This window comes from Novosphingobium sp., from assembly GCF_039595395.1.
Classification (GTDB): domain Bacteria; phylum Pseudomonadota; class Alphaproteobacteria; order Sphingomonadales; family Sphingomonadaceae; genus Novosphingobium.
This window is the reverse complement of sequence record NZ_JBCNLP010000001.1, coordinates 338,400-350,191: the sequence shown is the minus strand read 5'-3', so window position 1 is coordinate 350,191 and position 11,792 is coordinate 338,400. Positions and strand designations below refer to the sequence as shown.

11 protein-coding genes are annotated in these 11,792 nt (G+C 67.7%); 1 reads left to right on the top strand and 10 read right to left on the bottom strand.

Annotated elements, in window-relative coordinates; all coding sequences use genetic code 11:
- The first annotated feature begins 65 nt into the window (after positions 1 to 65).
- Positions 66 to 1,685 carry a L,D-transpeptidase family protein gene (locus ABDW49_RS01650; protein WP_343609219.1) on the top strand — a complete coding sequence of 540 codons (1,620 nt, stop codon included), beginning with the start codon at positions 66 to 68 and terminating at the stop codon, positions 1,683 to 1,685.
- Between the two features lie 306 nt (positions 1,686 to 1,991).
- Here ABDW49_RS01650 and ABDW49_RS01645 read toward each other — a convergent pair whose 3' ends face one another.
- From ABDW49_RS01645 to ABDW49_RS01600, 10 genes are all read right to left on the bottom strand, one after another.
- The gene (locus tag ABDW49_RS01645) at positions 1,992 to 2,726 is read right to left on the bottom strand and encodes a murein L,D-transpeptidase catalytic domain-containing protein (protein WP_343609217.1); all 735 of its coding nucleotides are present in this window, start codon (positions 2,724 to 2,726) and stop codon (positions 1,992 to 1,994) included.
- A 34-nt stretch (positions 2,727 to 2,760) separates the two neighbouring features.
- Positions 2,761 to 3,264 carry a GNAT family N-acetyltransferase gene (locus ABDW49_RS01640; RefSeq protein WP_343609215.1) on the bottom strand — a complete coding sequence of 168 codons (504 nt, stop codon included), beginning with the start codon at positions 3,262 to 3,264 and terminating at the stop codon, positions 2,761 to 2,763.
- A gap of 39 nt (positions 3,265 to 3,303) precedes the next feature.
- A complete protein-coding gene (locus ABDW49_RS01635) occupies positions 3,304 to 3,861 on the bottom strand; it encodes a TIGR02281 family clan AA aspartic protease (RefSeq protein WP_343609212.1) in 558 nt (185 codons plus the stop codon).
- 311 nt (positions 3,862 to 4,172) lie between these two features.
- Positions 4,173 to 5,303 (bottom strand): flavodoxin-dependent (E)-4-hydroxy-3-methylbut-2-enyl-diphosphate synthase, encoded by a 1,131-nt coding sequence (gene ispG / locus ABDW49_RS01630; protein WP_343609210.1) that lies wholly within the window; start codon positions 5,301 to 5,303, stop codon positions 4,173 to 4,175.
- A gap of 238 nt (positions 5,304 to 5,541) precedes the next feature.
- A complete protein-coding gene (locus ABDW49_RS01625; RefSeq protein WP_343609208.1) occupies positions 5,542 to 6,435 on the bottom strand; it encodes an RDD family protein in 894 nt (297 codons plus the stop codon).
- Entirely contained in the window at positions 6,428 to 7,486 is a 1,059-nt protein-coding gene (locus tag ABDW49_RS01620; protein ID WP_343609206.1) for a stage II sporulation protein M, read from the bottom strand. The genes ABDW49_RS01625 and ABDW49_RS01620 overlap by 8 nt, the downstream gene beginning before the upstream one ends.
- Entirely contained in the window at positions 7,483 to 8,835 is a 1,353-nt protein-coding gene (locus ABDW49_RS01615) for a DUF58 domain-containing protein (protein ID WP_343609204.1), read from the bottom strand. The genes ABDW49_RS01620 and ABDW49_RS01615 overlap by 4 nt, the downstream gene beginning before the upstream one ends.
- Before the next feature lie 5 nt (positions 8,836 to 8,840).
- Positions 8,841 to 9,818 (bottom strand): MoxR family ATPase, encoded by a 978-nt coding sequence (locus tag ABDW49_RS01610; protein WP_343609202.1) that lies wholly within the window; start codon positions 9,816 to 9,818, stop codon positions 8,841 to 8,843.
- Positions 9,815 to 11,101 (bottom strand): DUF4350 domain-containing protein, encoded by a 1,287-nt coding sequence (locus ABDW49_RS01605; protein ID WP_343609200.1) that lies wholly within the window; start codon positions 11,099 to 11,101, stop codon positions 9,815 to 9,817. Before ABDW49_RS01605 ends, ABDW49_RS01610 begins: the two co-directional genes overlap by 4 nt.
- Positions 11,098 to 11,778: a hypothetical protein gene (locus ABDW49_RS01600; RefSeq protein WP_343609198.1), complete on the bottom strand. Its 681-nt coding sequence runs from the start codon at positions 11,776 to 11,778 to the stop codon at positions 11,098 to 11,100. The genes ABDW49_RS01605 and ABDW49_RS01600 overlap by 4 nt, the downstream gene beginning before the upstream one ends.
- Positions 11,779 to 11,792: the final 14 nt, after the last annotated feature.

Here is an 11,792-nt window from a genome sequence, read left to right as displayed (position 1 = left end):
CTTCCCAGCATCTGGGCAACTATTGCCGTGCCGGATGGGATTGAAGACAGGGATACGATACGGACATGGCCAACCAACCGCACGACCGCCTGACGCCGGGCTCGATCAGCGCTGCCGTCGGCAGGCGCAAGCGGCTGGGCCTGTGGCTGGGCAGCGCGGCACTGCTGATGCCCGGCGCTGCGCTGGCCATTCCGCCGGGTGGCTACAGCGGGTTGCAGGCCTCACCCCCACCCTCACCCACGCCGACCCCCACGGCCACCCCCACCCCGAAGCCCAAGCCCCGGACTCCGCCGCCGACCTCGATCCTGCCGGCATCGATGCAGCCTGTCACCCGCGCCACCCCCACGCCTCAGGCCTCGCCCGCAAAGCCCGTGACGCCCAAGGCCACGCCCTCGACCGCGCCCTATATCGACGCCCAGCCCACCACCGCACCGGTCACCCCGCCGCCGGTGATCACACCGGGTGCGCCGGGCTCGCACACCGTCACCACCACCACCATCGTCCCCGCCGAACAGCCGGTGCGCGTCTGGACGCTGGCTGACGCCCAGGCCCTGCTGGCCGTGGTCAAGACCATCGACACCGAAGGCCTGTTCCCCGGCGACTACAAGCCCGAGGTGCTGGCCGCCGCCATCACCGCCGGCGCCGGCCCCGCGCTGGACGAAGCCGCCAGCCGCACCTTCGACTGGCTGGCCGAAGACCTGCGCGACGGCCGCACCCCGATGGACAGCCGCATCCAGTGGTTCGCCGTCGACACCGATGTCGATGCCCACCCCACCCATGAGCTGCTCGAAACCGCGCTGGCCACGCATGATGTGGCGGGCGTGCTGGCCGGGCTCGACCCGACCTATGCCGACTATGCCGCGCTGAAGGATGCGCTGGCAGCCACGCCCCGCGCCGACAAGGCCCGCCGCGACATGATCCGCATCAATATGGACCGCTGGCGCTGGCTGCCGCGCGACCTCGGGCAGGTCTATCTGCTGACCAACATCCCGGAATACATGCTGCGCTTCAACGTGGGCGGCAAGATCATCAAGAGCTATCGCACCGTCGTCGGCAAGCCGGGCCGCACCGCCACGCCTCAGCTCGCCGAAAAGGTGCAGGCCGTGGTGTTCAACCCCACCTGGACCGTGCCGCAGTCCATCGTGAAGGGCGAAAATCTGGGCGCCAAGCTGCTGGCCAACCCGGCCTCCGCCGCGCGCCAGGGCTACAAGGTGACCAAGGCCGAGAATGGCGTCGTCACCGTGGTGCAGCAGCCGGGCGACAAGAACTCGCTGGGCCGCATGAAGATCGACATGCCCAACCCGCATGCCATCTATCTGCACGACACCCCCGCCAAGGCGCTGTTCGAAACCCCCGTGCGCGCCTATTCTCACGGCTGCATCCGCACGCAGGACGCGCTGAAGCTGGGCATGACCATCGCCATGCTGCGCGGCGACATGACTCAGGATGAGGCCTCGGAACTCTACCACTCGCTGAAGTACAAGCGCGTGGTGATGAAGCAGGCCACGCCTGTCTATTTGACCTACACCACCATGGGCCTGAACGTGGACGGCCAGATGACCACCTTCAAGGACATCTACACCCGCGACGCGCCCGTGCTGGCGAGCTTCCGTGGACCGCGCGCGCTGCACACCACGCAGCGGGTGAGCACGCAGGAAGTGATCGTGGCGGATGATCCTTTGTAAGGGGGCTTGAAGGTTTAGGAAGATAGATGCGAGGGGGTTACCCCCTCGCGCTCCCATGACGTCTTCCGACGATAAGGCAGTGGTTCCGCATCGTGGTGCGCGAACTCTCCACCAGCGCAACAAAATGGCGCCGCAGGCAAGAATGCCCGGCGCCTTTCTCGTTTCAAAGCCTGCGGCGCGGCGACCCTAGCCCTTGGGCCGAACCCGATGCGCAACGTGGACAATAATGGGAGCGCGAGGGGATAATCCCCTCGCACTTATCCTTTTCAATCCCGCTACTTTTCTTAATCCTGCCGATTCACCAAATCAGGCTTCGGAAATCCGGTCAGCATAGAGCAGACGCCCCGCCGCAAGATGGGTCAGCGCCTTGTTGAACTGCTGCGGGTCCATGGCGAAGCAGCCTTCCGAGCGGCCCAGCTTGCCATATTTCGTCAGCATATCGGGCGCGGCATACCATGCCGGATGCATCACGATGGCGCGCTCCAGCGCATTGGAATTGTCGGCATCGAGCCCGCGCAGGCGGATCGAGGGTCCGTATTTACCATCATAGATCGAGGCGGTGAGATAGGCCCCGCGCGAGGTCGCCTCGGAGTTCACCGTGTTCGAGAAATGCTTGAGCCAGCCGTCGTGCTGCGGGTCGGAACCGCGGCCATGCGCCACCAGTTCGGAGCGCAGCGTGCCGTTTTCCACGTTCACGAAGTGCAGGCGCGGCAGGTTGGAGGGGCGGGCGAAATCGGCCACCGCCACCAGATCGCGCTTCCAGATCACGCCTGAAAGGCGGCTGATCTGCTGCTGCGCGATGGTGACCACCTGACGCTCATAGGGCGTCAGCGGGCTGGCCGTTGCCGGCATGCTGGCGCTGGGGGCCATGCTTTCGAAGCCCGGCCCGGCCTGCATCAGATGCGACGCTCCAGCCTGCCCAGCGCCGTGGGCGGTGGAGGTCTTGTGGGCATGGGCCAGCAAACGCATGGGCGTTGCCAGAGCCACACCAGTCCATAACCCGCCAATCAGCAGGTTTCTACGATTCAGCGATCCCGTCATGGTCGTCATCCATGCGGATGGTTTATCCAATTGGCTATGCCCTTTCGGCGGAAGCGCTCTGGCCTGCGGCGAGTTGAGACAAAGCGGAACCATTAACGCGCATAACGGTCCATTGTTCCTGAGGAATCGCCCCAAGCGAGCGATAAAATCCGATCGCAGGCTCATTCCAGTCCAGCACCGACCACTCGAGTCGCGCGCAATCGCGCTCCACCGCCAGCGCCGCGAGCCGCGTCAGCAACGCCTTGCCCAGCCCGGCCCCGCGCGCCGTCGGGCGCACATAGAGATCTTCCAGATAGATACCCGGCCGCCCCTCGAAGGTCGAAAAATTATGGAAAAACAGCGCAAAGCCTTGGGCATCGCCGTCAACCTCGCCGATCAGCACCTCGGCCATGGGGCGCGGGCCAAACAGGTAACCACGCAGCACATCCTCATCGAAACGCACCGCATCGGCCAGTTTCTCATACTCGGCCAACTCACGGATAAAGGCACAGATCAGCGGCAGATCGTCGGGACGGGCGGAACGGATGGCAATGCTCATGCCCCTGCCTTGGCAAAGCGCACCGCCGCCCACAAGCAGTCATTTGGGCATCAGCACCATCGTGTCGCCGTTCAGCTCCAGCCGCACTGCCTGGCGCAGCACCGACTGGCCCAGCAGATTCTCGCTCAGGCCCTGCGCCACCACGGCAGGCTGATGATCCATGCGGTGCCCCACCAGCTCCACACTGTCCAGCAGCACCTGCGCCCCCATCCCCGTGCCCGACGCGGTGCGCAGAATGGGGCGGTAATCGCCCGCATTCACATTCAGCCCCAGCTCCTGCGCGGTCTGCGGCGTCAGCGCCACCAGATCGGCGCCCGTATCAACCAGAAAGCGCGTGCTGCGCCCGTTGACCAGCAGATCGACATGGAACTGCCGCGAGGCATCGCGGGTCAGCACCTTGGGCTCGACCGGATGGCTGGCGCCGGGCGGTGTGCGGTTGATGCCCCAGGGGTTGTAAGGCTCCGCCGCCGCGACTTCGGCCGAGGCAGCCTCGGGCACCTCGGCCTGCGCTGCGGGAGGGCTGTGGCGCATCATGACCTGCGCCAGACCGAACAGGATCAGGACAAGGCCGATGGTGAGGCGAACAAGGCGGATCATGAGCCTTGTGGCTAAAGGCAAAGGGTTAGGGAATCATGGAAAGTTACAGGGAGAAGGGAGGAAAAAGCGAGGGGGTTACCCCCTCGCGCTCCCATAACGTCTTCCGGCGATAGGGTGGTGGCGCCGAAATGGAGCGCTCAAACTCTCCACCTGCGCAACAAAAAGGGCGCCGCAGGCAGGAATGCCTCGACGCCATCTGTTGTTTAAAGCCTGCGGCGCGGCAACCTTGGCGCCCAGGCCGAACCCGATGCGCGACGCCGACAAAAAACGGGAGCGCGAGGGGATAATCCCCTCGCACCTTCCCTTTAACCTTACTCGGCTGCTTCAGCTTCCTTGGCAGCCTCGGCGGCATCCATCTCGGCAGCCTTCGCCTCGACCAGCTCAACGATATGGTCCAGCATGGACTCGCTGTTGATCACATGGTCGGTCACGCCCGACAGATAGACCATATGCTTGCCGTTGCCGCCGCCGGTCAGGCCGATGTCGGTCTCGCGCGCCTCGCCCGGCCCGTTCACCACGCAGCCCAGCACCGAGAGCGAGATCGGCGTCTTGATATGCGACAGGCGCTGCTCCAGCGCGGCCACGGTGCGGATCACGTCAAAGCCCTGACGCGCGCAGGACGGGCACGACACCACGCGGACGCCGCGCGTGCGCAGGCCCAGCGATTTCAGGATCTCGTAACCGACGCGCACCTCTTCCTCGGGCTCGGCCGAGAGCGAAACGCGGATGGTGTCGCCGATACCGGCCCAGAGCAGATTACCCATGCCGATGGCGCTCTTCACGGTGCCGCCGATCAGGCCGCCGGCCTCGGTGATGCCCAGATGCAGCGGGCAGTCCACCGCATCGGCCAGCGCCATATAGGCCGAGACCGCCAGGAACACGTCGGAGGCCTTCACGGCCACCTTGTATTCGTGGAAGTCATGGTCCTGCAGCAGCTTGATATGGTCCAGCGCCGATTCGACCAGCGCCTCGGGGCAAGGCTCGCCGTATTTCTCCAGCAGGTCCTTCTCCAGCGACCCGGCGTTCACGCCAATGCGGATGGCGCAGCCATTGGCCTTCGCGGCGCGCACCACTTCGGCCACGCGGTCGCTGCCGCCGATGTTGCCGGGGTTGATGCGCAGGCATGCGGCGCCGGCGTCGGCGGCCTCAAGCGCGCGCTTGTAGTGGAAGTGGATGTCGGCGACCAGCGGCACACGGGCGGCGCGGGCGATCTGCTTGAAGGCCGCGGTGCTTTCCACATCGGGGCAGGAAACGCGGATGATGTCGGCGCCAGCCTCCTCGCAGCGGCGGATCTGGTCGATCGTCGCCTTGGCGTCGGAGGTGAGCGTGTTGGTCATGGTCTGCACCGAGATCGGAGCGTCACCGCCCACGGGCAGCTTGCCCACCATGATCTGACGGCTTTGACGGCGCGCGATATCACGCCAGGGACGCACTGAAGACATGAACGGTCCTTGTTGGAGGGCTGGAGGGTGCCCCTCGTTTGCCCGCCCTATAGCGCATCAGGGCGCCGCCGCAAATGTCGGCGATGGTGCAGGGCGGCGTTTCGCGATCAGATGTTGCCTCGACATCGCGCACCGGCCCTCTGCCCCGCCCGGACATCCAACGCCAGTACCCTATGGGTGGCCGGGCGGGGGAGAGGGCCGGTGCCGCTCTGCCAATATGCGTCAGCACATTGGCCTGTCATCCATGCTTGTCGGCCTTGCGGCGGCCCATGCGCATGCCGCCTTCCAGCCTTTCGCGAAGCTGGGCGTAATAGGCATCGAGAAAGGGGCCGACATCCGGGCCATGGGGCACATGCCAGCCGATCTTCTCGCAGATGGCCGTCGCCACCAGCACCATCTGGTCGACTTTGCGCAGGCGCAGCACCTCTTCCAGCCGCTGCAGCTCATACTCGCCATAGGCCGCCAGATCGGCATCGCGGAAGCGATAGGCCGCCTGAGGGGTTTCGGCGCTGTGCTCGGTCATGGCGCGGGCGAGCGGCTTGCGAGGGCGCTCGACCACCCAGGTCCCGGCAATAAGATCGCCCGCCCGCAGCCGGTCGCGGTTGAACAGCGGAAACAGCGCGAAGAGCAAAAACCAGCCGGTGGCCAGCCAGCCGGTGCTGTCGCCCTCGCCCATGCTGCTGGCCAGCATGGTCAGCGGCAGGAAGATTTCGATGTCGCGCAGCAGGTTGCGGGCGATCACCCGCTCGGGCGTCAGACGGGCGCCGTCGCGCGCGGCGATACGGATGCGCAGCAGGCGCTTGCCCGGCGTGGCGCCGCGCGGGCCCAGCTCGAAGGCCATGAACCAGGCGTTGCGGATCAGGAAGCCGACGATGATCCACAGCGCGAACAGCGCCTGCATCGCATGGTCCTGCGCCGAGGCGCCACGCAGATGCCGGTCGATGTCGCGCAGCCCTCCAGCGGTGTAGCCGATGGCCACGGCGGCCAGAATCAGCGAAGCGACCATGCAGAGCAGATCGATCAGCAGCGCCCCCACCCGACTGCCCCGCGAGGCGAGGGTGAAAGGCACCATCAGCCCCTCGGGCGTGATCAGGGTGCGACGGCGCGGGTCGTTGCGGCGCAGGTCAGCCATGGCGTTTGCGCCCATAGGCGAAGAAATAGAGCAGCCAGAACCCCAGCATCCCCCCGCCCACGCTCAGGCGGCGCATCGTGTCCTGAATCAACTGGCGGGCAAAGCCTTCCAGCAACCCGGCCACCACCAGCATCAGCACCACGCCCACCATCACCACGGCAGCGCGGCATCCGGCCTCGGCCGCCGCCGCCATCGCGCCGCGCTGCCCGGGAAAGGCCACCGCCCGCCCGATATGCAGCCCCGCCGCGCCCGCCAGCGTGATGGCGAACAATTCCGTGGTGCCATGGATCGAGAGCCAGCCGACCACCTCCAGCGTCAAGCCCTGCCCGTGGAACAGCCAGAGCATCGCGCCCAGCATGCCGGCATTCTGCACCAGCAGCATCAGCGTGGGCACGCCGAAGGCAAAGCCCAGCGCGAAGCACAGGATCGAGATCTGCGCATTATGCCCGAAGAGATAGGCGGCAAAGGCGCCCAGCCCGTTCTGGTCCTGCGTGCCGAACAGCGTGCCGCGCAGCACCTCGCGGCTGGCGCCGGGCACGCGCACGTCGCCCGCCCCGCCCATCAGCGCGCCATACCATTGCGGATCATGCGCCACCAGCAGCCAGCCCAGCACCGTGCCCACCACCAGCACGCCAAAGGCGATCCACAGATCCAGCCCCATCGAGCGCACCGCCCGGCTCCACCCGCCGGTGAAGAAGCTCTTCAGCCAGCCGCCAAAGCCCTGCCGCGCGCCATGGAGCTGGAACCACGCGCGCTGCGCCAGCGCCTCCAGCCATTGCACCGTGGCCATGTCGAGCGAGGTCTCACGCGCGATCGACAGGGACGAGACCAGCCCGCGATAGAGCACCGGCAGCTCCAGCAGATCCTCGTCGGAGAGGCGGCGGATACGCCCCTGCTCCAGCCGCAGCACGATGGCGTCGAGGCGTTTCCAGTCCTCCTCCCGCTCCTGCCGGAAGCGGTCGGAGCGCAGCGAGGCGGCACGGATGGCGCCCTCTTCCGCCGGAGCGCCACGGCCCAGCCGGGCTTTGACGGCATCGATCCAGTCGGTCATCCGATTCCCCCCGCCTGCCGGATCGAGAGATAGGCATCGATCAGGCTGAGCCCGAGCTTGTCATGCGGCGCCTCGATCACATCGACACCCAATTGCCGCAATTTCGCCGTCACCAGCGCGCGCTGGCGCAGCAATTGCCCGGCCCCCACGGCCAGAGCGATATCCTGAGTCGCCTCGGGCTCGGCACGGGCGAGGGTTTCCAGCTCCTCGTCCAGCATGGTGACGAAGATCACGCGATGGCGGGCCACCAGTCGCCCGATGCTCTCGACCATCAATTGCGCGCTGGTGGGGTCCGTGAAATCGGAGAAGACCACGATCAGCGAGCGGCGCTGCAACTGCTGCGCCAAGGTCGCCAGCGCCAGCGTGAAATTCGGCTCACGCGTTTCGTAATCGAGCAAGGCCGCCGCCGACTGCAACCGCCCAAACCCGCTGGCATCGGTGACAAAGGGCGTGGAAAGCAGCACCCGGCTGGCAAAACCGAAGAGCGAGACCAGATCGCCCCCTTTCAGCGCCACCCAGCCCGCCGCCAGCGCCACGGAAATCGCCCGGTCGAGCCGCGCCAGGCCCGCCACCGGCTCGCACATCGCCTGACCGCAATCCACCGCGAAGACGATGCGGTTGTTGCGCTCGGCCTCATACTCCTTGGCGTAGAGATGGGCGTGGCGGGCCGAGGCCTTCCAGTCGATCCGCCGCCGGTCCATGCCGGGGTGATAGTCGGACAACGCCTCGAACATCGTGCCATCGCCATGCATACGGCGGGCGACAAGGCCGATATCGGCATCGCGCAGAGTGGCCTGCACCCCGCGCGAACGCAGCAGCGCCAGATTGGGATTGACCCGCAAGGGCCTGTCGAGATCGCGCTTTGCCTGCCGCGCGCCCAGCCCCAAAGGTCCCTGCCAGCGCAGCCACACCGCATCGATCTGCCCTGGCCCGCGACGGTCGGGCGTGATGGTGGCATCGCCCTCGTGAGCCTCGCCCTTGCGTGCCAGCGGCAGCGCCACCACACCGCCCGGCGCCAGACGCGGGTCGAGCGCCACAGCGGCCTCGGCATGGCCAGCGCGGGAGGAAAGCCCGGCTCGGATGATCAGATGAGCCCTGGCGCCGACCTCCACCTCGACCGGGGCCGTCAGCGCCACCTCGCCCAGCCCGCCTGCCAGCGCAGCATCGACCAGCACCAGCGCCAGCAGCACCACGCCCAGTGACGGCCCGACGATCCAGCCATCGGGCACCATCACCGCAATGCCCAGCCCGATGCCGGCCAGCACCACCAGCGCCAGCACCGCGCGGGCGGTCGGCACCGGCGCCTGATCCGGCTTCAGGCGGGCCAGCAAGGCGGAAAGCCAGCGCATCAGGATCAGCGCGGCGCCTCGGTGCGGTCGATCAGCTCGTCGACCAGCGCTTCGGCGGTCTTGCCCTCGATCTCGGCGGCGGGGCTGAGCAGCAGGCGGTGGCGCAGCACGGCGGGGGCCAGCGCCTTCACATCGTCGGGCAGCACATAGTCGCGGCCCTCCAGCGCGGCGCGAGCGCGCGAGGCATGCGCCAGCAGCACGCCCGCACGGGGGGAGGCACCACAAGCCAGATCGGCGCTGTCGCGCGTGGCGCGCAGCAAGCGCACGATATAGGCCGCCACTGGCTCGGCCAGAGTCACCTGCGCCACGGCGCGCGTGGCGGCGGCCAAGGTGGCGGCGTCGGTGACGGGATGGACGCCCTGCGCGCGCGGATCGGGCGGGCCGCTCTGCTGGCCGAAGCGGGTGAGGATCGCCAGCTCCTCGGCCTCGCCGGGGTAATCGACGCGCAGCTTGAAGAGGAAGCGGTCGAGCTGCGCCTCGGGCAGCGGATAGACGCCCTGCTGCTCGATGGGATTTTGCGTGGCCACCACCATAAAGCTCTCGGGCAGCGGATGGGCCGCGCCGTCCAGAGTCACCCGGCGCTCCTGCATGGCTTCGAGCAGGGCGGCCTGGGTCTTGGGCGGGGTGCGGTTGATTTCGTCGGCCAGCAGCACCTCGCAGAAGATCGGCCCGCGCGTCAGGGTAAAAGTGCTGGTCTGGAAGTTGAACAGGTTCGAACCCAGAATATCGCCCGGCATCAGGTCCGGCGTGAACTGGATGCGCCCGAAATCGAGCCCCAGCGCGGTGGCAAAACTCTGCGCCAGAAAGGTTTTCGCGGTGCCGGGAGGGCCCTCCAGCAGCACATGCCCCCGCGCAAACAGCGCCACCAGCAGATGATCGACCACCGCGCGCTGGCCCACCACCGCCTTGCCGATCTGCTCACGCAGGGCCTGCGCCAGACGGGCCACGTCGGTCAAACTGAGGGCGGTGCTCAAGTCGCTCATGGGATCACAATCCTCTCGATGGCATGCAGGGTGCGGGCCAGAGCGAGAATCTCGCCCTCGCCCTGCGCGCGCGCCAGTTGCGCGGCGGCTGAGGTGAAGCTTTGTTCGGGCCCAAAATCGGGCGACACAAGCCCCGAGGCGCGGCGCGCGGCCAGCGCCCGGTCGATGGCGGCATCCACCGCCTCCGCCTTCATCTGGCGCGGCAGCGACAAGGCGCGGGCCAGCCTTGCGCGTGAGGCATCCGCATAGGGCGCCCCCAGCACATGGAAACGGCGGGCGCGGCGGATCAGCGCGGCGGCATTGCCCAGCAGGCTGGCCTTGCCCAGCGCGATGGCGCGCCCTTCCTGAAGCGTGGGGCCAAAGCGCAGCAGCCCGCGCCACATGGCCGCCAGCACCGCCAGACCCAGCACCAGCGTGGCGGCCAGATAGGGCGGCATAAAGGCCAGCGTCAGCAGATTGGGCTGGCGGCCCAGACCGTTGAAGGTGACATCGAAGGTGATCCGCCCCTGAGGCTCGCCGATGCGGCGAAAGAACTCCGCCGCCCAGATCGCATTGTCCGCATGCGACAGGCCGTAATTGTCGAGCAGATCGGGCTCGAAGACCAGAAACAGCAGATGCTCGGCCTCCGGCTCGCCCTCATCCTCGTCATCGGTGGTGAGGGGGATGGTTTCATCATAGCGCGCCGCCAGCACCTGGCCCTGCGCCCGCGCAAAGGGCCTCAGCCGCGCGCCGCCGCCGACTTCCACCACCATCGCATCGGGCAGCACCGGCGCGGGCACCGGCAGCGAGGTCGCCACCCGCCGCGCCCCGGTACCAAAGCCGCGCGTGTTGACGGTCACATCGTCGAGAAAGCCCTTCCATTGCGGCAGCTCCGTGCCGATCACCCGCACCCAGCCCCGGCGCAGGCCGGGCTGACGGGTGTCGACCGGCATGGTCTGCCATTTGGGGGCGATCACCACCACCGGGCCGACGCGGCGATGCTCATTGACGGCCTTGGTCAGCTTCTCGCCATCGGCATAGACCTCGGGGGTCAGCACCAGCACGCCGGGGCTGTGCCAGTCCGCCTCGCTGCGGCCCAAGGTGACGGCATAGCCCTCGCCCTGAAGCAGATGGCTGAGACCGGCAAAACCGTTGAGCCCGGTGCCCGCCGCATGGGCGCCGCCATTGTCGCTGCGCGTGGCGGCGACGCCTCCGCCCACCTGCCACAGCAGCGCGGCGAACATCGCAACTCCGGCCAGCACCAACACGACCACGGCGCGCGGCGAGAAAGCGCGCGGGTTCATACCCCGACACTTTCGGCAAAGGGCAGGCGGGCGAAGGCGGCATAGGCATCGCGCGCAGCCAGCCAGTCACCCTGCGCCAGCGGACGCAGCGCATAGCGGCTCGCCTCCACCCGCGAAGCGATGGTGCCAAAGGCGGTGCGGGCGGCATCGGGCAGCACGCTCATCCCGGCGATCTCGCGCGCGGTGCTGGCCGGATGGACCAGACCGGGCCGCGCACTGGCCAGTTGCTGAACGCTGCGGCGGAGCAGCAGATGGGTGGCGCCGTCGAAGTCCCCGGCGGCGGCCAGTCTCTCGGCATCGCGCAGCAGGGCGACGGCCTCTTCGCTGGCGGGAGTCCAGCCGGAGGCCTCATCATCCGCAACCTTCGGGCGGCGGCGCGCCTTGAGCAGCGGCGACAGCAGGGTCCAGAGCAGCCACGCCGCGCCCAGCACCAGCAAGGCGATCAGCAGCTTTTCCACCCAGGGCCATGCGCCGCCGAACAGCCGCGCCAGAGGCTTGAAGAGAGTCGCCAACTGCCTGCCCAGCTCACCCAGCCAGGCGGGCGGCGGGTCGGGCTGCCATGGCGGAGGCGGGGCAAATTGCAGATCATGGCCGGCGCGCAACTGCTGCCAGTGCTCCAGCGTGGCCTGATGGGCCCCGGACGCCTGTGCCGGATCGACTGCCGCCTCGCCCGCCAAAACCCTGCCCAGTC

Bases quoted from the DNA above. Each gene is read 5' to 3' on its own strand.
- ABDW49_RS01650 (WP_343609219.1), top strand. From the start codon at position 66: ATGGCCAACCAACCGCACGACCGCCTGACGCCGGGCTCGATCAGCGCT.
- ABDW49_RS01645 (WP_343609217.1), bottom strand. From the start codon at position 2,726: ATGACGGGATCGCTGAATCGTAGAAACCTGCTGATTGGCGGGTTATGG.
- ABDW49_RS01640 (WP_343609215.1), bottom strand. From the start codon at position 3,264: ATGAGCATTGCCATCCGTTCCGCCCGTCCCGACGATCTGCCGCTGATC.
- ABDW49_RS01635 (WP_343609212.1), bottom strand. From the start codon at position 3,861: ATGATCCGCCTTGTTCGCCTCACCATCGGCCTTGTCCTGATCCTGTTC.
- ispG (WP_343609210.1), bottom strand. From the start codon at position 5,303: ATGTCTTCAGTGCGTCCCTGGCGTGATATCGCGCGCCGTCAAAGCCGT.
- ABDW49_RS01625 (WP_343609208.1), bottom strand. From the start codon at position 6,435: ATGGCTGACCTGCGCCGCAACGACCCGCGCCGTCGCACCCTGATCACG.
- ABDW49_RS01620 (WP_343609206.1), bottom strand. From the start codon at position 7,486: ATGACCGACTGGATCGATGCCGTCAAAGCCCGGCTGGGCCGTGGCGCT.
- ABDW49_RS01615 (WP_343609204.1), bottom strand. From the start codon at position 8,835: ATGCGCTGGCTTTCCGCCTTGCTGGCCCGCCTGAAGCCGGATCAGGCG.
- ABDW49_RS01610 (WP_343609202.1), bottom strand. From the start codon at position 9,818: ATGAGCGACTTGAGCACCGCCCTCAGTTTGACCGACGTGGCCCGTCTG.
- ABDW49_RS01605 (WP_343609200.1), bottom strand. From the start codon at position 11,101: ATGAACCCGCGCGCTTTCTCGCCGCGCGCCGTGGTCGTGTTGGTGCTG.